The sequence below is a fragment of the Halorhabdus sp. BNX81 genome (genome assembly GCF_029229925.1).
Taxonomy (GTDB): domain Archaea; phylum Halobacteriota; class Halobacteria; order Halobacteriales; family Haloarculaceae; genus Halorhabdus.
The window spans coordinates 400918-419551 of record NZ_CP107254.1; the positions used below are offsets into that span (position 1 = coordinate 400918).

The 18634-nt window shown below is 64.9% G+C and carries 21 protein-coding genes; 15 read left to right on the top strand and 6 right to left on the bottom strand.

Features of this window, described 5'->3' with window-relative positions; all coding sequences use genetic code 11:
• The gene (locus HBNXHr_RS01955) at positions 1-498 is read right to left on the bottom strand and encodes a hypothetical protein (RefSeq protein WP_275882948.1); all 498 of its coding nucleotides are present in this window, start codon (positions 496-498) and stop codon (positions 1-3) included.
• Between the two features lie 210 nt (positions 499-708).
• On the opposite strand from HBNXHr_RS01955, the gene HBNXHr_RS01960 reads away from it, so the two are divergent.
• The 5 genes from HBNXHr_RS01960 (at position 709) to HBNXHr_RS01980 (ending at position 5850) form a co-directional block, all read left to right on the top strand.
• Positions 709-1452: a TrkA C-terminal domain-containing protein gene (locus HBNXHr_RS01960; RefSeq protein WP_275882949.1), complete on the top strand. Its 744-nt coding sequence runs from the start codon at positions 709-711 to the stop codon at positions 1450-1452.
• 191 nt (positions 1453-1643) lie between these two features.
• On the top strand, positions 1644-2990 hold the full coding sequence (gene trkA / locus HBNXHr_RS01965; protein ID WP_275882950.1) for a Trk system potassium transporter TrkA: 1347 nt from the start codon (positions 1644-1646) through the stop codon (positions 2988-2990).
• Positions 2987-4525 (top strand): TrkH family potassium uptake protein, encoded by a 1539-nt coding sequence (locus HBNXHr_RS01970; protein WP_275882951.1) that lies wholly within the window; start codon positions 2987-2989, stop codon positions 4523-4525. Before trkA ends, HBNXHr_RS01970 begins: the two co-directional genes overlap by 4 nt.
• A 102-nt stretch (positions 4526-4627) precedes the next feature.
• Positions 4628-5224: a ribonuclease HI gene (gene rnhA / locus HBNXHr_RS01975; RefSeq protein WP_275882952.1), complete on the top strand. Its 597-nt coding sequence runs from the start codon at positions 4628-4630 to the stop codon at positions 5222-5224.
• 14 nt (positions 5225-5238) lie between these two features.
• Positions 5239-5850, top strand: coding sequence for a rnhA operon protein (locus HBNXHr_RS01980; RefSeq protein WP_275882953.1), 612 nt, complete (start codon positions 5239-5241; stop codon positions 5848-5850).
• Between the two features lie 50 nt (positions 5851-5900).
• Here HBNXHr_RS01980 and HBNXHr_RS01985 read toward each other — a convergent pair whose 3' ends face one another.
• Positions 5901-6260: a helix-turn-helix transcriptional regulator gene (locus tag HBNXHr_RS01985; protein ID WP_275882954.1), complete on the bottom strand. Its 360-nt coding sequence runs from the start codon at positions 6258-6260 to the stop codon at positions 5901-5903.
• Positions 6261-6542: 282 nt separating this feature from the next.
• Here HBNXHr_RS01985 and HBNXHr_RS01990 point away from each other — a divergent pair, with 282 nt between their 5' ends.
• The 3 genes from HBNXHr_RS01990 (at position 6543) to HBNXHr_RS02000 (ending at position 9426) form a co-directional block, all read left to right on the top strand.
• Positions 6543-7079, top strand: a complete 537-nt coding sequence (locus tag HBNXHr_RS01990; protein ID WP_275882955.1) for an inorganic diphosphatase — start codon at positions 6543-6545, stop codon at positions 7077-7079.
• Between the two features lie 307 nt (positions 7080-7386).
• Positions 7387-8730, top strand: coding sequence for an alkaline phosphatase family protein (locus HBNXHr_RS01995; RefSeq protein ID WP_275882956.1), 1344 nt, complete (start codon positions 7387-7389; stop codon positions 8728-8730).
• Positions 8731-8778: 48 nt separating this feature from the next.
• Positions 8779-9426, top strand: coding sequence for a hypothetical protein (locus HBNXHr_RS02000; protein WP_275882957.1), 648 nt, complete (start codon positions 8779-8781; stop codon positions 9424-9426).
• An 18-nt stretch (positions 9427-9444) separates the two neighbouring features.
• Here the strand turns inward: HBNXHr_RS02000 and HBNXHr_RS02005 are convergent, their stop codons facing one another.
• The gene (locus HBNXHr_RS02005) at positions 9445-10524 is read right to left on the bottom strand and encodes a tubulin/FtsZ family protein (RefSeq protein ID WP_275739008.1); all 1080 of its coding nucleotides are present in this window, start codon (positions 10522-10524) and stop codon (positions 9445-9447) included.
• Between the two features lie 126 nt (positions 10525-10650).
• On the opposite strand from HBNXHr_RS02005, the gene HBNXHr_RS02010 reads away from it, so the two are divergent.
• From HBNXHr_RS02010 to HBNXHr_RS02020, 3 genes are all read left to right on the top strand, one after another.
• A complete protein-coding gene (locus HBNXHr_RS02010) occupies positions 10651-11073 on the top strand; it encodes a DUF5791 family protein (RefSeq protein ID WP_275882958.1) in 423 nt (140 codons plus the stop codon).
• Complete coding sequence (locus tag HBNXHr_RS02015; RefSeq protein WP_275882959.1) at positions 11070-11969, top strand: SDR family oxidoreductase; 900 nt, start codon at positions 11070-11072, stop codon at positions 11967-11969. The genes HBNXHr_RS02010 and HBNXHr_RS02015 overlap by 4 nt, the downstream gene beginning before the upstream one ends.
• Positions 11970-12145: 176 nt before the next feature.
• Positions 12146-13333, top strand: coding sequence for a bifunctional oligoribonuclease/PAP phosphatase NrnA (locus HBNXHr_RS02020; protein ID WP_275882960.1), 1188 nt, complete (start codon positions 12146-12148; stop codon positions 13331-13333).
• 63 nt (positions 13334-13396) lie between these two features.
• On the opposite strand, the gene HBNXHr_RS02025 is transcribed toward HBNXHr_RS02020, so the two are convergent.
• Positions 13397-13567, bottom strand: a complete 171-nt coding sequence (locus HBNXHr_RS02025) for an HVO_0758 family zinc finger protein (RefSeq protein ID WP_275739012.1) — start codon at positions 13565-13567, stop codon at positions 13397-13399.
• 117 nt (positions 13568-13684) lie between these two features.
• Here HBNXHr_RS02025 and HBNXHr_RS02030 point away from each other — a divergent pair, with 117 nt between their 5' ends.
• The 4 genes from HBNXHr_RS02030 (at position 13685) to HBNXHr_RS02045 (ending at position 17399) form a co-directional block, all read left to right on the top strand.
• Positions 13685-14782, top strand: coding sequence for a glycosyl transferase family 2 (locus HBNXHr_RS02030; protein ID WP_275882961.1), 1098 nt, complete (start codon positions 13685-13687; stop codon positions 14780-14782).
• 67 nt (positions 14783-14849) lie between these two features.
• A complete protein-coding gene (locus HBNXHr_RS02035; protein WP_275739014.1) occupies positions 14850-15326 on the top strand; it encodes a hypothetical protein in 477 nt (158 codons plus the stop codon).
• Positions 15327-15367: 41 nt separating this feature from the next.
• Positions 15368-15958: a CoA pyrophosphatase gene (locus HBNXHr_RS02040; RefSeq protein ID WP_275739015.1), complete on the top strand. Its 591-nt coding sequence runs from the start codon at positions 15368-15370 to the stop codon at positions 15956-15958.
• A gap of 187 nt (positions 15959-16145) precedes the next feature.
• Complete coding sequence (locus HBNXHr_RS02045) at positions 16146-17399, top strand: transposase (protein WP_275882962.1); 1254 nt, start codon at positions 16146-16148, stop codon at positions 17397-17399.
• Here the strand turns inward: HBNXHr_RS02045 and HBNXHr_RS02050 are convergent.
• Both HBNXHr_RS02050 and HBNXHr_RS02055 read right to left on the bottom strand, forming a co-directional pair.
• Complete coding sequence (locus tag HBNXHr_RS02050; protein ID WP_275882963.1) at positions 17382-17840, bottom strand: Hsp20 family protein; 459 nt, start codon at positions 17838-17840, stop codon at positions 17382-17384. The two genes, HBNXHr_RS02045 and HBNXHr_RS02050, sit on opposite strands and share 18 nt — an antisense overlap.
• Before the next feature lie 132 nt (positions 17841-17972).
• Positions 17973-18458: a hypothetical protein gene (locus tag HBNXHr_RS02055; RefSeq protein WP_275882964.1), complete on the bottom strand. Its 486-nt coding sequence runs from the start codon at positions 18456-18458 to the stop codon at positions 17973-17975.
• Positions 18459-18634: the final 176 nt, after the last annotated feature.

The window sequence follows — 18634 nt, forward strand, 5'->3', positions numbered from 1 at the left end:
TCAGGTCTCCTCCTCGTCGAAGACGCGGCCGAGATAGTGCCACTTGTATTTGCCCTCGTCGTCGACGTGTGGTTCCCACTGGACCATGTATGCGAAGGGGCCACGTGCCGCGCCCGTTTCGTCCGGCCGCTCGACGACGACGGTCGTGTACGGTCCTTCGTCTTCCATTCGGACGAGTTCCTCGTTGTCCCGGGCTTCGATGACCGCCGTTAGCGGTGGGCGGTCCTCGAGGCACTGACGAGCGTACGTGACGACCCCCCGCAGCAACTCGTCGTCACTCGTGTCGAGTGCCTCCACGACCGCCTCGTCGAGTTCGACCTCCTCGCCGACGAACGTCTCGCCCGTCTCCAGGGGCACCTCCTCGTTCAGTGGTGGATGTGCTTCGAGACGTGCCTGGGCGTCGTGGACGATCTCTCGAAGCTGCCGGTCGCTACTGTCGTCGAGCGCCGCCTGGACGTCCTCGGGGACGTCCGGCGACTCGTCGTCTGGCTGGGTCATGGGTGGTGGCCGTGTCCGCCGATCACTGTCTACCTGCCGCTAGATTATCGAAAAGGTATATATCCACGGATTCTGTTTTCGATACGAAAATGAATGCCGTGTATGGACAAACTCCGAAAATAGTAGCGGATAGATTATATTTCGAGTGGACGGGTTCGTCAGCCACTGATATATCGGGAGGTAATTATGCGGGACGGTCGTAGCGCGCGCATGGACCATCGCCTCGACGAGATCGACAAGCGCATCCTCTACTATCTGGCGGCGGACGCCCGGAACACGGCGGCCCCGGAGATCGCCGAGGAGATGGAGGTGACGGCGGCGACGATCCGCAACCGGATCCGCCAGCTCGAGACGGAGGGGATCCTGCGGGGGTATCTCGCGGACATCGACTACAAAGCCATCGAGGGGCACGTCACCTACGAGTTCCGGTGTACGGCTCCGATCCCGGATCGCGATCACCTCGCACAGGCAGCCCTGGACATCTCGGGCGTCGTTGCCGCCAGGGAGTTGATGGCCGGGACGACGAATCTCACGATCACGGTCGTCGGGACCGATACGGACGACATCGGGCGGATCGCGGCCGAACTGTCGGATCTCGGACTGACGATCGAGGACGAGAGTGTCATCGAGGAGCAGTACTTCCGGCCCTACGATCCGTTCGGTCCCGAGGACGCCCCGAAGGGGCCGTCGCTGACGGACTTCATGGGGCTTGCCGGCGGCGCGGAGGTCGTCGAATTCACGGTCTCGGAGGGGGCCGAGATCGCCGACCGAACCATCGAGGACGCCGTCGAGTCGGACTTGCTGGCCGACGAAATGTTGGTGGTCGGCATCGAACGCGACGGGGACGTCCTCACGCCGAAAGGCGAGACGGTCATTCGGGCAGGCGACGTCGTCTCGCTGTTTTCGAAGACTGGGCTGGAGACGGACGCGCTGACGGTGTTCGGGGCCCAGTAAGCTCGATCGGCCTGACAGTGTTCGGGACGCAGTGAGCGACTGCGCAACGGCGACGGGCAACCCCGGTCCGTTTCCGTGTCGTGTTCATCGATCACGACCAAGAGTACGCTTCATAGCCGGCGTCGGAGTTCCGGAGGAAAACACACTTCCCGGACGGGGGGGTAGTTGGCGACAATGATGGAGGGGCCCGGATGCGCGTGATCGTTGTCGGTGCCGGCGAAGTCGGGTCGAGCATCGCCGCTAGCCTGGCCGACGAACACGAAGTCGTCGTGGTCGACGTCGACGGTGATCGCGTCGAGGCGCTGACCTACGATCTGGACGTGCTTGCGATCGAGGGCGACGGGGCGGCCATTGAGACGTTACAGGAGGGCGGTCTGGCGGCCGCCGAACTGTTGATCGCCGTCACGGACGACGACGAGACCAACATCGTCTCCTGTGGGACCGCAAAGACCCTCGACGACGTCACGACCATCGCCCGCGTTCGCAATACCAAGTACTTAGACACCTGGGAGAACGCCGAGGGGGCGCTCGGCGTCGACGTCATGGTCGGGACGAACCTGCTGACGGCCCGGAAGATCGCCAGTATCATCGGCCTCCCGGCCGCCAGGGACGTCGACAGTTTCGCTGACGGCACCATCCAGATGGCCGAGTTCGAACTCGCCGCGGGGAGTCCCGTCGCCGGACAGACCGTCGCCGAGGCCGACCGATTCGACGATCTCACCTTCGCGGCGATCATCTGTCCCGACGACGAGGCGGATTGTGAGGAGATCGTCATCCCGCGCGGTGACACTCGACTGTCGGCTGGCGACGAAGTCATCGTGATCGGGACCGACGAGGCGGTGACGGCGTTCAGCCACGCCGTCGCGCCGGACGACGACTACCACGACGTGTTGCTCGTCGGCGGGAGTTCGGTGGGTTACCAGACCGCACGGCTCCTCGAACAACGCGGTATTCGGGCCAAGCTGATCGAACGCGACCCCGAACGGGCGCAGTTCCTCGCCGAGTCGCTGCCGAAGACGACGGTCCTCGAAGCGGATGCTACCGATCGGGACTTCCTGGAGAGCGAGAACATCGATGCGGTCGACGTCGTCGTCACGACCCTAGAGTCCGACGAGGCGAACCTGCTTGCCGGGCTGTTCGCCAAGCGGTTGGGTGCCGACCGGGCGATCGCCGTCGTCGAGGAGGGGTCGTACGTCGACCTGTTCGAAACTGTCGGCATCGACGTGGCCGTCCAGCCCCGCGAGGTGGCTGCCGAGGAGATCACGCGGTTCACGCGCGAGGAACACGCCGAGAACGTGGCGATCATCGAGAGCGACCGCGCGGAAGTCATCGAGATCGAGATCGACGACGAGAGTGTCTTTTGCGACCGGACCATCCAGTCGGCCGCCGCAGACTTGCCCGGCGGCGTCGTCGTGGGTGCGATCGTCCGCGACGGCGAGTTCGTCCGGCCACGGGGAGACACGGTCGTCCACGCAGGCGATCACGTCGTCTTCTTCGTCGAAGCCACTGCCCTCGAAGAGACACTCGCCAAAATATGAACGGCCACCTTCGGGTCGACTGGCGGGCCAGCCTCTCGCTGACGGGCCGGGTGCTGTTGTACCTGGCGGTCCCACTCCTGTTGCCGCTGGTGACGGCCCTGCTCTATGGCGAAGGCTGGATGCCGTTTCTGGCGACCATCGTCGTGACGACGCTGCTCGGATACGGCCTCTCCCAACTCGACGACGACCGGGACATCGGTGCACGCGAGGGCTTTCTGATGGTCGCGTCGACGTGGCTCGCGGTCGCACTCGTCGGGACGCTCCCGTATCTGCTCGCGGAGCACGGCACGGCGTCGACGCTTAGCTGGCCCCACGTCCCGAACGCGCTGTTCGAGTCGATGAGCGGCTTCACGACGACCGGGGCGACGGTCATGAAGAACATCGGCGTCGAGCACCACTCCCACGCGCTCCTGATCTGGCGACAGCTCACCCAGTGGCTCGGCGGGATGGGGATCGTCGTGCTCGCGGTGGCGATCCTGCCCGAACTCTCGGTCGGTGGGGCACAGTTGATGGACGCCGAAGCGCCCGGCCCCGGCATCGAGAAGCTCACGCCGCGGATCGCCGAGACGGCCCGGGTACTGTGGATCGCCTACTTCGCCTTTACCGTCCTCGAAATGGCGCTTTTGTACGGCCTCCATCTCGCCGGCTTCGCCAAGGAGATGACGCTGTTCAACGCGATCTCGCATGGCCTGACGACGCTGCCGACCGGCGGGTTCTCGCCGGAGGCCTACTCGATCGAGGTGTTCTCGGCGGCCGTCCAGTGGGCGATCATCCCGTTCATGGTCGTCGCCGGAACGAACTTCGCGCTGTTCTGGGGGCTGGTCCGGGGCGACCCACGGTCGCTGCTGGCAGACGAGGAGTTCCGCTTTTACACCGGCGCGATGGCGTCTCTGACCGCCGTCGTCACGGTGGTGCTCTTCGTGGGGTCGAGCCTCCCCGGTACTGTCGGTCTTGCGGGCGTCGAGCAGTCACTTCGGCACGGCCTCTTCCAGGTGGTCTCGATCGTCACCACCACGGGGTACGCAAGTTTCGACTTCAACGGCTGGTCGATGACCGCCCAGTATCTGCTGCTCTTTGGGATGTTCCTCGGCGGCTCGGCAGGATCGACCGGCGGCGCGATCAAGATGGTCCGGTGGCTGGTGATCGCCAAGTCGATCAAGCGGGAACTGTTCACGACGGTCCATCCCGAGGCCGTCAAGCCCGTCCGACTCGGTGGCCGGGCGCTCGACGAGTCGGCGATCCGGGGGATCCACGCCTTCACGCTGCTGTACATTGCGCTGTTCTTCCTCAGCGTCGTCGTCCTCATGCTCGACGCCGGGCGGATCGGCATGGAACTGCAAGTCCTCGATGGCATGAGCGCGATCGCGGCGACCATCGGCAACGTCGGGCCGGGATTCGGCGCTGTCGGGCCGATGGAGAACTACCTCTCGTTCCCCTGGACCTCGAAATTCCTGATGGTCTTTCTGATGTGGATCGGCCGACTGGAGATCTTCCCCGTGCTCGTGCTGCTGACGCGGGCCTACTGGCGGTCCTAACGCCGGCCTCGTCTGTTTTTGGGATCGCGCTCCGTCGCGACCCGGTCGACCGACTGTCACCGACCGGAAAGCCCTAACCGCTCGCCCGGATAGCCCCCCCCAATGCCGGTCATCGAGTGCGACCCGGCGGCCGCCCGCGAACGGCTGGAAGCCGCGGGCATCGCCGTCGAGTCGGGCAACACCGATCACGAGCGCTGGCGGGCCGAGTCCGATGGAGCGACCGCCGTCGCCTACGACGGGAAAGTCGTCGTGCAGGGCAGCGATCCCGGGAAACTGACCGCGGTCCTGACCGACGAGGGCGGGCGCGCGCACGTCTACGTCGACGGGGCCTCGCGTGGCAACCCCGGCCCGGCGGCCATCGGCTGGGTGATTCTCACCGGCGACGGCGGCATCGTCACCGAGGGGGGCAAACGCATCGGCTCGACGACCAACAACCGCGCGGAGTACGAGGCGCTGATTCACGCGCTGGAAATCGCCGCCGACTACGGCTTCGATTCCGTCGAAGTCCGCAGTGACTCCGAACTGGCCGTCCGCCAGGTTCGCGGTGAGTGGGACACCAACGATCCCGACCTCCGCGAGCGCCGCGTCCGGGTGCGGGAACTGTTTCGCGAATTCGACGACTGGTCGATCGAACACGTCCCCCGGGAGATCAACGAGCGCGCCGATTCACTCGCCAACGAGGCGTTCGAGGATGGGTAAGGAGGCGTTCGAGGATGGCTGAGGGAGATTCGACAGACAGCGATACGACAGCCGGTGACCTCCCGGCCGACGTGATCGAGACAGTCGAGCGACTCACCCGCCACGCGCGTCGCGCCGACGAGGAACGCGCCACGGGGCTTCGGGACCGCCGTGACGAACTGCTGGCCGACCACGGCTTCGAGGCGCGCATCCGCTCGGAACGCGACGGCGACGTGCTGGTGTGTTATCCGACGGAATGGCTCGACGACGGGGAGGTCGTGCTCGATCGGATCGACGACCGTTCGCGCGCGGTCGAGCGCCCGCTCGACCCCGAAACCGACGCGGACTGGGAGACCGTCGACGCCGACAACCGCGCTGTCGTCGACGCGGTTGCGGAACGCCACGGCTCGGTCCGCGCCGCGAACGTGGCGGCGTTCGCCGACTTCATGAGCAACCATCACGCACTGCGGATCGCCGACGCGACCGCCGATCACGTCGCCGAGTTTCGTGCGGAATACTTCCCGCGCAACGCCTTCCCCGACGACGAGCAGCGTGCGGTCCTCACGGAGTCACTCGAACACGCGTTCGAAGTCGTCGACGGCGAGTGTCCGTCGATCGACCGCGAGGCCAACGGCTATGACGTGTGAAAAAAGTCAACGCGAACTGCGCTGACGGACCGCGAATACTGTTCGGGACCTCAGGCCGCGTCTTCGAGCAGCTCTCGGATGTCGTCGGCGCGCGATTCCTCGGTGACCATCTTGCCGAACTCCCAGGCCAGTTGTTCGAGGAGGACTTCGTAGCCCTTCTCGGTGACGCTGTATTCGTTAGTTCGCTTGTCGAGCTCGCTCTTCTCGACGAGTTCCATCTCGACGAGGTCGTCGAGGTTCGGGTACAGCCGGCCGTGGTTGACGTCGGAGTCGTAGTACGTTTCGAGCTCGCGCTTGACGGCGAGGCCGTAGCGCGCTTCCTCGGCCAGGATGACCAGGATGTTCTGCTGGAACGCACTGAGTTCTCGGGCAATGCTTGGAGGCGCGACTTCGGTTTGTGCCTCTGACATAACTAAAGGAATGTCATCCGGACATTTAACCTTTGTTACCTGTGGTCGGAGCGGCACGAATCTTTTCATCACTCTCTAAGAACGGTTCTGATTCGGTTAGCGCTCTTCTAACGACTGCTTTCTGTGAGTCCTCTTCTGAAAATACTGTTCCGAAGGGGTGGCACATGGCACCGAGGGACGATTTGCCGATCCGATAAATATCAAGATTGATATTCGGGTTGTCTTCGGGCTGGAACTCCCGACTCGAAAGGTCTTTTTGGTGGCCCCCGCCAGAGTCAGGTGATGGTAAACCTCTTCGAAGCCCTCGAAGCGGGGCCGAACCCGCCCGAGGAGATCTACGCGGTCGTAGAGTGCCTCAAAGGCGAGCGCAACAAGTACGAGTACGACAAGGGCCTGCCGGGCGTCGTGTTGGATCGCGTCCTCCACAGCAACGTCCACTACCCCAGCGACTACGGGTTCATCCCGCAGTCCCATTACGACGACGACGATCCGCTGGACGTCCTCGTGCTCGTCGAGGACCAGACGTTCCCGGGCTGTGTCATCGAGGCCCGCCCGGTCGCGCTGATGCAGATGGATGACGACGGCGAACAGGACGACAAGGTCATCGCCGTCCCCACCGAGGACCCCCGCTACGACCACATCGAGGATCTCGATGACATCCCCCAGCAGACCCTCGACGAGATCGACGAGTTCTTCGCGACCTACAAGAACTTGGAGGAAGGCAAGGAAGTCGAGACGCTGGGCTGGGAGGACGCGGCCGCCGCCAAAGACGCCATCGAGCACTCCCGCGAGCTCTACGAGGAGAAGATCGCCGAGTAACGCAGTCACAGCTACGATTCCCGCCGGTTATACCCCGCCACCGCGCCCATGCGGTATAATTATGGGTAATTATTTGCGTGTCCCGGCCCTGTTTTCGAGTGTGATGGCAACCGAACGCCAAGCGGTCGGGATCGCTCACTACACCGTCGTCCCGGAGAACTTCAAACCGGCCGATTCAGCCCCCATGCCGGCCGAGCGTTCGGCCGATCGGGGCGACTGACGGTGCAAGCCTTGCCGCCGTCGCGGTTAGCCGTCGGCCTCGGCCCCTAGAAGAACCTTCTTGTGTCAGACCACAGTATCGCGAGATATGGGTCTATTCGATCGGATACGCGGCGACGACGATCCGCGAGTCGCCTTTTTCGGCATCGATGGCGTCCCGTATAGCCTGATCGCCGAACACGACGAGGAGTTCGAGCACCTGCACGCACTCGCAACGGAGGGCGCGGGCGGGGCGATCGACAGTATCGTGCCGCCGGAATCGTCGGCCTGCTGGCCGTCGCTGACGACTGGCGTCAACCCCGGCGAAACCGGCGTCTACGGCTTCCAGGACCGGGAAGTCGGCTCTGCGGAGACGTACGTCCCGATGGGGCGTGACGTCCAGGCCACGCGGCTCTGGGATCGCGTCCAGTCGGCTGGCCGGGACGCAACGGTGCTGAACGTCCCCGTCACGTTCCCGCCACAGCGTGACGTCCAGCGGATGGTTTCGGGTTTTCTCTCCCCGGGCGTCGAGGAGGCCGCCTACCCGGATGAACTACGGGATACCCTGGAGGAGTTGGAGTACCGGATCGATGTCAACGCCAAACTCGGCCACGACGACGACAAGAGCGACTTCCTCGCGGACGCCCACGAGACCCTCGAAAAACGCTTCGAGGCGTTCAAACATTACATCGAGGCCGACGACTGGGACCTGTTTTTCGGCGTCTTCATGACGACCGACCGGGTCAACCACTTCCTGTTCAAACACTACGAGGAGGACGGCGAGTACAAGGAAGAATTCCTCGAGTTCTATCGGACGGTCGATCAGTACCTGGGTGAGCTCCGCGAGTTGCTGGATGACGACGTGACGATGATGGTCGCCAGCGATCACGGGTTTACCACACTCGATTACGAGGTTCACCTCAACGAGTGGCTGGAGCAGGAGGGATGGCTCACGTTCGACACTGACGACCACGAGGAGCTTGCTGACCTCGACGAATCGACGAAGGCGTACTCGCTGATTCCCGGTCGGTTCTACATCAACCTGGAGGAGCGAGAAGCCAACGGCGGCGTCCCCGAGGAGGATTACGAGGACGTCCGGGCCGACCTCAAAGCGAAGCTACAAGCCCTCGAGGGGCCGGACGGGAATCCGGTCGCCGACCGGGTCGTCACCAAGGAGGACGCGTTCCGGGGCGACCACGACGACATCGCGCCGGATCTGGTCGTGATCCCGAACCACGGCTTCGACCTGAAGGCCGGGTTCAAGGGGAGCGAGTCGGTCTTCGGCACCGGCCCGCGCAACGGGATGCACAGCTTCGACAACGCCAGTTTGCTGATCGAAGACGACGACGCGACCGTCTCGGGCGCTGACCTGTACGACGTCGCCCCGACGATCCTCTCGCTCATGGACGTCGAGTACGATCGTACCGACTTCGACGGGTCGAGCCTGGTCTGAAGCGCCGTCCCGCACCTTTTTGCGCCGACACCCCCTACCCCCGCATGGATGGATCTGGATCTGGACCCGGACCTGGGCGAGTCGCTGTCGGCCGAGGCCGAGCAGCGCGGTTTCGCGACGACCGAGGCGTACGTCCACTGGCTGCTCGAACACCGCCAGTCGGTTCTGCAGCCGCCTGGTGAACGCATCGAGGCGCGCCTCGAACAGCTAGAGGGCCGCATCGAGTCGTTGACGCTGGCGCTGGAAGACGCCGGCGTCGAGCAGTCACCGGTGGCTACCAGTTCCGAGCCCGCGGCCTGGTTCGATGCGTCCCGGGAGACCGACACGTGGGACGACACAAGCAGTGGCGCGGCTACCGACACGGCGACGGGGACGCCCGGGACTGAGCCGACGCCCCAGGAACCCGATGCCGATGCCCCCGACGACGCCGCGGACCAAACCGGCTTCGCGTTCGGCGACGAAGCGGACGCCGAGGCGGCGACCGACGAGTCCGTCTCGGAGTTCGCGTATTCGGACGACCTCGAACCGCCCGGTGAGTCGACTGCGGAAGCTCCGGAACCGGCCTCGGAGCCCGAGGACGGGGCCGACGACGACGAGATCGCCGACGCCATCGCGGACATCGACATCGACGAGGAGGAGGCGACGGACACCGAAAGTGCGGAGGCAGAGCGCGCGAACGAACCCGATAACGAGTAGCGGTCGGGACGACTGTTTTTAAAAGAGGTTTTCGAGATCGTCGTTCTGGAAGTCCGCTGTCGGCTCGGCCTGTTGGTCGGCGGCCTGTTCGTAGGCTTCGGCGGCCCGGTCGAGAAACGCCTGGAGCCGTTTCGAGCGCTCGACGCCCCCGAGCAACACCAGCGCGGCGAGCCGGTCGCTATCGAGCGGGAAGTCACCGCCGCGAACTTCGAGGCTGCCGGTCTCGTCTTCGAGCCAGCTTCGGGCGCGCTCGACGCCCTTCCGGGAAATGCGATCCGGTTCGCCCGCGATCACGAGCAGTGCTGTCTCGGCCTTGACGGCGTTCGGGAGGCTGGTTCCGGTCAGGAGGGCGTTGCGGGCCAGGCTCGTGATCGTGTTGATGTTTTCGGCGCTGTCCTCGCTGGCCGCGGCGCTCGCGTAGCCGAGTGCCGCGATGCCGCCCGGCCGGAGCGTATTGATGACTTCGCTGGAGTCGACGACGCTCTCGCCGACCCCGTCGATGACTTCACCGGAAGCGAGCAGCAAGCCGATGCGCTGGGCGATCTGGCGGTTGATCGTCTCGAAGCCTTCCTCGACGCTCTCGTCGGCGCTCTGCCAGGCGTCGTTGTCGACCAAAAGCGTCGCGTCGGCCTCGCGAGCGACGGTCTTCAGCGACCGACCGGCGTTGGCCTGGTAGATCGACCCCTCGCTGCGGCCGGGCAGCACGCCGAGGACGTAGACGGGGATGTCGTAGATCCGCTTGAGTTCCTTCGCCAGGACGGGTGCGCCGCCGCTCCCGGTACCCCCGCCCAGTCCGGCGACGACGAAGATACCCTCCGCCTGGGAGGTGATCCGGCCGTCGAGACCGTCGAGGACTTCCGTGGCCTCGCTCTGCATGATCTCCGCGCCGAGTTCGTTGTCGCCGCCGACCCCGTGGCCCTTGACCCGGTCCTGGCCGATCAACATCGTGTCGATCTCCAGGGGTTGGAGGTCCGCCCGGGCGGTGTTCACCGCGAGCGCGGCCCGGATCGCGTCAAATCCCATCTCGTAATCGTAAGTAGCCAGTGCCTGCGTGAGTTTTCCCCCGGCCTGGCCGAGACCAATCAGGACGACCTTCATACTCCAGGGTTGGCCTACCGACTATTCAAACCTTGTGACAGTTCGGCGATGGTCGTGTCATCAGTGCCCGCGCGCAAAACTACCGGTGGCGACGCCTCCTTGTAGGGCCCAACCCTACCGGGCCCTATGCTCGCAGCTGTGGACGTTGACGGCCACGATGCGCCGTCACTCCGTCGTGCGTACGAGGCGGTCGTCACGGACGCCGTCGAAACGGTCGGGGAACACGCCGTCGTCGAAGGGACTGCGCTCGACGGCGACACTGTCAGCGCACTCGCCGACGAGGACGCCGAATCGCCGACGCTCACTCTCGCGGAAGCGGCCGCTATCGTGGCTCTCTCCACGGACCGTGACGCCGACGCCATCGCCGCCGAGGCGCGCGATCGGCTGTTGCTCGAACTGTCGAGCGCCGTTCTCGATGTGGACGCGCTCGCCCAGGGGCTCGATGGCGACGCGACTCCCAAGGAACTCCAGGCAAAGATGGAGGGACGCCATCCGATGAACCTCGCGGAGTACGCCGAGATTCGGGTCTTCGTCGCGGGGGAACGGTGACCCGCGTCGCCATTCTGGGGTGTGGCTACGTCGGGTGTGAACTCGCCCGCCAACTCGGCGAGGCCGGCCATCACGTCGTCGGCGTTCGCCGGTCGGATGCGGGACTCGCGGCGGTCGAAGAAGCCGGGGCTGAACCTGTCCGGGCCGACGTCACGGACGCCGATTCCCTGGAATCGGTCCCGGACGCCGAGTGGGTGGTCTTCGCCGCGAGCGCCGGCGGCCGTGACGCCGACGCCGCCCGCGAGACCTACGTCGAGGGCCTTCGGACGGCGATCGATCACTTCGCCGGTCGGGACAACGCGCCCGATCGGTTCGTCTACACGTCGAGTACGGGCGTCTACGGCGACCACGACGGCGAGTGGGTCGACGAGGAGACCCCCCTCGACCCCGGCGACGAGCGGACCGAAATCCTGGCCGAGGCCGAACGGCTGGCCCGTGAGCGCCCGCCGGCGGGCATCGACGGGACGGTCGCCCGCTTTGGCGGGTTGTACGGCCCGGATCGCTACCGCTTACAGCGATACCTCGACGGCCCGGTCACGGCCGGCGTGCTCAACATGGTCCATCGCGACGACGCCGCCGGCGCGGTCCGGTTCCTGCTCTCTACCGACCGCGGCCGTGGCGAACTCGTCAACGTCGTCGACGACGAACCGGTAGAGAAGTGGGGATTCGCCGACTGGCTGGCCGAACAGTGTGACGTCGAGTTCCCGCCGAAACAGACGGTCGAACAACGACTCGCCGACGTCGACCGGGCGTCGACCCGCCGGCGAATCCGCTCGAGCAAACGCGTCAGCAACGACCGACTCCGGGCGGACGGCTACGAGTTTGCGTTCCCGACCTATCGCGAGGGCTATCGCGCGGCGATCGATCGCTATCGGGCCGAGGACGGGGGATCCTGAGCGCCCCTTCCCCTCGAACGACGCACTCGCCACAGACTGCCACCCAGCGGATCGCTGCCGGCTGTGCCGTCGGTTATGTCGGGTTTCTACCGTCCGCATTTGTTTTGACCCTTCTCTAAACGATCTCTCGTGTGTTTGCCGAACCTTCTTAACAGATCGGAGAGACAGTCTCCGGTATGTCGGTCCCGGGCCCCGCTGCTGGCGCGGTCGGACAGGTGGGTGTGGAAGAGTTCCTCGACCGCGTGACAGCCGATCCATTGCTCGCCGCGGCAGTGATCGTTGCCGTCCTCCTCGTGCTCATCGGTCTTGCCCTGATTGTCCGCAGAGTTCGGCGATCCCCCGGGCAACGCCTCCGTCGAATCCTGGCGGACCACGATCGGGTGAGCGTCCTGATGCATCCAAATCCCGATCCTGACGCGATGGCGGCCGCCCAGGGCGTCGCGGAACTCGCGTCGGCCGTCGATACCGAAGCCGTCCTCCAGCACGCGGGCCAGATTCGCCACCAGGAGAACCGCGCGTTCGAGACCGTCCTCGATCTCGACCTCGAACAGATCGAGACAGCCGGCGATATCGACGCCGATCCGATCGTCCTCGTCGACCACAACGAAGCGCGTGGGTTCCCCGGTGCGGACGGGATCGAACCCGTCGCCGTCATCGACCATCATCCCGGTGACGGCACCGGGACGGTGTTCACCGACATCCGGCCGGAGTACGGGGCCTGTGCGACGATCGTCGCCGAGTATTTCGAGGAACAGGGTATCGAGCCGGGTGATCCCGACGCGGAGGAGTCAAGCGACGGTTGTACGCTCCCGACGGCGGCGGCCACGGGACTGCTCTATGGCATCCAGGCGGACACGAACCATCTGACGAAAGGCTGTTCGCCCGCCGAGTTCGGTGCCGCATCGTACCTCTATGCGGGGATCGACGAGGAGGCACTCGACCGGATTGCCAACCCGGAAGTCGACACCGAGGTGCTCGAAGTCAAAGCCCGGGCGATCACCGCACGGGACGTTCGTGGTGCCTTTGCGTGTAGCGACGTCGGGACGATCTCGAACGTCGACGCAATTCCGCAGGCGGCCGACGAACTCCTGCGACTGGAAGGTGTGACGGCGATCGTCGTCTTTGGCGAAGTCGAGGACACGCTTCACCTCTCGGGGCGTTCGCGTGACGATCGCGTTCACATGGGCAAGGCCCTGCAGGCGGCTGTCGAGGACATTCCCATGGCCGAGGCCGGCGGGCACGCCCGAATGGGCGGGGGCCAGATCAGCGTCGAGCACATGAACGGCCTCGGGCCGGGCGAGGGCGTGACGCGGGCGGACGTCCAGGAGCGACTGTTCGAGGCGATGACAGGCGACCGGCAGTGACACGATCCGCTGGAACAGATCCGCTCAGTGGCTGTAAATCATCTCTCTGGGGGTATGACTGGCTTAGCCGACCTGCTTCCACTCGCGGCCACACCCCGGACAGACGCGAACCGAAACGACTTCGTCGGGGTCGTTTTCGGTCGCCAACTCCTCCTCGCATTCGACACATTGTAACCGCTCGTAGGTGTCTTTCTCCAGATCCCCGGATCGCAGCCCCTTCCTGACAGATTCCATACGAAGACGTATGCGACCATGTGACAAAAAGCCCGCGCTCGTCACCGGTGGCGGGTGAGCCGGCGAAACCGGCGGTTGTCAGTCCCTTTTTTGACCTGCCGGCCGGAGACCTACTGAATGGAGTACGTTCAAGAACGGATCGCCACCCTCCACGATTTCGATGGGGCGACCCCGCCAGCCCCGACTGACCGCGCCGTCGTGATCGTCCCGATGACCGCGCGCGATCACGCCAGTCTGGCCGCCGAACGCGTGCTCTCGACGCTCGAAACCGTCGATCCGGGGCAGGTGATCGTCGCCCTTCGGGCCGACACGGACCGGGTCGGCGAGATCGCGGGGTGGCTGTCGTCGTTCGATCTGTCGCTGGAAGTACTGTGGTGTAGTGCCCCCGCTGTCGAGACGGCGCTCGCGGACGCGGGCCTCGACGGGCGTCACGGGAAGGGCCGTGACGTCTGGCTCGCGCTCGGACTCGCCGCCGAGCGCGGTGAGTACGTCGTCGTCCACGATGCCGATACGGAGAACTATGCACCTACCCACGTCCCCCGGTTGCTCTTCCCGCTGTCGCGGGGCTTTGTGTTCTCGAAGGCGTACTACGCCCGCGTCGAGAACGACCGACTGTACGGTCGCCTCTTTCGGCTGTTTTACGTGCCGTTGCTCCGCGCGCTCGCCGATGCCCACGACGTGCCGGTCGTCGAATATCTCGGGGCCTTCCGGTACGCGCTCGCGGGGGAGTTCGCGGCGACGAGCGGGCTGGTCCGGCAACTCCGGCCACCACGCGGCTGGGGGCTCGAAGTCGGCACGCTCGGCGATGCCTTCGAGGTAGCCGGGTTCGCAAATACCGCACAGGTCGATCTCGGCATGCACGAACACGACCACCGGGCTGTCGGCGGGTCGGACGGGCTGGGCGATATGGCCCGTGAAGTCGCCGCGACGCTCTTTCGGACGCTGGAAGGAAACGGTGTTCATCCCGACTACGCGTCGCTGGGAGACCGCTACCGGACGGCGGCGCGGACGGCCGTCGACCAGTACGCCGCCGATGCCGCGTTCAACGGCCTCACCTACGAACGGGCGAACGAACGCACGCAGATCGAGGCGTACGCGTCGGCGATCGAGCCGCCCGTCGATGACGACCGACTGCCGGCCTGGGCGGACGCGGCACTCGAGCCGGACCGAATCGCGACACTCGCAAGCGAATCGCTTGCGGACCATCGCCGTTGATCCCGTCGACAGGCCTCCCGGGCCCGTACCCGTCGGGCTAAAGGGGGATGGGATCCCACAACCGGGTATGGACTTCTCAGCGGACGACCTGGCCGGGGTCGTCGACCTGTTCGGGGCGCTCCCGCCGGCGACGCTCCGGGACGCCCTCGCGGAACTCGCGTTCAAGCAGGGCGACCACCGGGACCCCTCCGAGTTCGACGCTGTCGTCGACGCTGCCATCGAGTCGTATCACCTGCTCGAACTCCCCGGCGACCAGCCGCTGGTCGTGGTCGGCCCCGTCGCGTTTCCAACGTTGCCCGAGGGAGCCCGTGATCTGCCACACATTCTGGATGTCCCCGACCGATCGATCGATCCCGAACGGCGCGGGACCGCCGCCGAACGCCGGTTTCGGAGCGATGCCGGCCAGGCCGTCGCGGCGGACGATCACGACCGCATCGAGACACTTCTGGACGTGAGTTACGAACTCGAAGCCTGGGGGCCGGTCGACCTCGAAGCGACCCGCGAACGGCTCGACGATGCCCTCGAAGGTACCGATTCGGGGTGAGCGACGAGCGAATTAAGAGTCGTGACCGCGTTCGTTCCCGTATGGATCTCGGCCCGGTTGCTGACCACGATCCCACCGGCGTGGCTGCTCCACGCGAAGCGGCGGTGCTGGTCGGGGTCGTCGAGACGCGCGCTGGACCGCAGTTGCTTTTCACCCAGCGAGCCGACCATCTCGACGACCATCCCGGCCAGATGAGCTTTCCGGGCGGGGGCTACGAGCCGGCGGACGCTGATCTCGCGGAGACGGCACGCAGAGAGGCAGACGAGGAAGTCGGGCTCGAACCGACCGAAGTGTCGCTCGTTGGCCGACTCGACGACATCCGAACTATCAGTGAGTATTCGATCCGGCCGTTCGTGGGCCGTATTCCGGATCGACCGTACGAGCCTACTGACGACGAAGTCGCCGAGATCGCGATCCTCCCGGTGGATGCGCTGACCGATCTCGACAACTACGAGACGGAATGTCGTGAGCATCCGGAACACGGCTCAATTCAGCTCCACTATTTCCACGTCAACGGCTACACCGTCTGGGGGGCGACCGCCCGCATCCTCCGACAGTTTCTCGAACTCACGACCGAGTGGCGAGTGCCACAGACGTTGGACTGTCGGCCCGAGGCGAACTCCTCGACGTGATCAGCGCGGGGGCCGCCGGCCGATTGCTGTTCGGGGCGTCGATCACAGCGGTACAGCGCGGAAGCCCACCCCTTTAGGGGTGGGAGGAAGCGCGTACGCTCAGTGGAACAACCCACGAGGACGACAGAGCCGACTCCCCAACGCTGGCACAGAATATATAAACAAATCGTCCGCACGTGAGAGTGCGATGGAGGTCAAACGCACCGTTCCCGTCAAACTCGACGTGCCCGCGGAGCGGCGCGAGGACCTCCATCAGACGATCCAGCAGTTCAACACTGCCGCCAACTACACCATCGACCACGGCAGAGACGACGGCGACCTGATTCTCAACAAGTCCACAATCCACGACGAAGTGTACTACGACTTGCGGGACGAGACCGACCTGCCCGCGAACCTCGTGGTACGCGCCTACTCGAAGGCCGTCGAAGCGATGAAAAGCACCGTCACGGAGTGGGAGAAGGGCAACAGCCGCCCACTCCCCTCGTTCGATGAACCCTCAGCCGTCTACGACAAACGCACGCTGACGATCAAGGACGAGTACGCCACGCTCTCGACGGTCGACGGCCGCGTCGAAGCCGACTTCGTACTCGGTGAGTACCAGCGGTCGTACCTCGAAGACGACGACTACGAGAAGCGGATGGGGACGCTCCACTACCGTCCCGACGAGGATACGTTCTACCTCCACATCGTCATTCAGAAGGAGGTAGACCAGCGTGACGGCGACCGCGTTCTCGGCGTGGATCTGAATCTGAAGAACGTCGCCGTGACCAGCACGGGACGGTTCTTCGACGGTGGTGAACTGCTGTGGGGGCAGAACCACTACTTCCGCGTGCGACGAAGCCTTCAGGACAAAGGCACCCGTTCCGCTCGGCAGGCCTTGCGGCGACTGTCGGGACGGGAAAACCGCTTCGTCCTGGATCGCCTGCACAACATCTCGCGTGGAATCGTGGAGGAAGCCCTGTGCCACGACTGTTCGTACGTCGCCGTCGAAGACCTGACCCACATCCGCGATCGAATGGACGCCCACAACGAGCGCCTGAAGCGGCAGATGCACAACTGGGCGTTCCGCGAACTTCAAGGGCAAATCGAATACAAGGCCGCCGAGTACGGCATTCGCGTCGAGTCTGTCAACCCTGCCTTTTCCTCCCAAACCTGCTCGAAGTGCGGCCACCAATCCAGCACGAACCGCGACAGCGAGACGGGCTGGTTCGCGTGCAACGAGTGTGGGTACGAGGTAGACGGTGACTACAACGCGGCGAAGAACGTCGGCCTCAGATTGGTAGCTTTACCATCGGGCAAACGTCCCGATGGGTTGGGCAACGGTCAGCTTGCCCTGAAGTCGGGGACGGTGACCGTGAGCGACGTGTCCAACGTCCACTCCAGCTTGGAGTTTGAACGGGAGTCCACCGACAAGCCCACCGCTTCAGCGGTGGGTAGCTGACTCGCTGTCGTCGCTCTCGGTGGTTCCGTCGCTTTCGTCAGTCACGTCGACCGTCGTGCCGTCGTCGCTCTTGGGAACTCGAACCTGAAGCGTGCCGTTTTCGGCGAGTGTCGCCGACGTGTCTTCGCCGTCGATCGCCGCGTCCGGCGGGAGTTGAACGTGTCCGTCGAGGGTCAATCCACGGCCCGGGAACAGCATTTCGAAGCCCTCACGTGGCTCGCGGAACCGGTCGAGTCGCACTTCGACAGTCCGGCCCGACAACTGGACCTGCACGTCGCTGCTTGTCGCGTCCGGGGCGTCGAAGACCGCAAGATAGGCATCGTCGCTCTCCAAGAGGTCGACGGGGAGGGGTGTTCGTTCCTGGGCCTTGCCGACCGCACGGCCGACGTTTTCGAGGACTGTCTCGCCGATCTCTTCGGTGAACTCGCGGAGCTGATTCATGTCCCCTATTTTGGTCGGCGTCTCCTTAGCCGTTGTGCCCGGGGTGAGACGACAGAAATCCGCCGGCAGCGATATCGGTCGTGGTGCCAGCGGTTCCCGTGCGTTCAACCGAGGGCTGATCGACTTTTGCAGCTACTGTGGTGTCGATCCGTCTTCCGGTCGCTCGGTGCCAAAGAGCGCGGAGATCGAAGCGATACCGACACCGTATGGCACACAGATCCAAAAGAGGACCGTGTACGTGTTGAACTCGCCGGTGACGGAGGCGATCGCCCCGGCGAGCAACGCGATACCCCCGAGGGCGAGAATACCGAACCGCTCCAACAGCGTCCCGTCCCCCTCATCGGTTGGCTGAGGGGGCGATCCTTCGTCACGTTCGTCGGTTGACTGCAACGCCGGTTCTTCCTCGGCTCCGCCCATCGGCATGCGAATGAATATGGCGCCCGCCAGGGCACCGAGCACGGCGATGGCTGCCGCCGGTGGCAGTTCGAGCACCGACAGGTCGAGTATCGCCGGTCTGATGTCCTCGCCCCAGAGACCGACTCCGAGTACTGCCGACGGCAACAACACGTAGCCGACCAGTTTTGGAACTAACCGTCGATCCAGGCGTGTTGTATCCATGTGTGACCTCTTCTCTCGCCGGACAAAAACAGTTTGTCCCACCATTCGCTGGCTACCGGGCCGCGATCTGATCATTCGGCGGGCTATCGCTCCCGGCTGGGGAAGCCGGTGACCGTGATGGGGCCAGGGGCCACGATGGCGGTAGAGACACGGTTTTACGCTTCCGGCGGGTATCC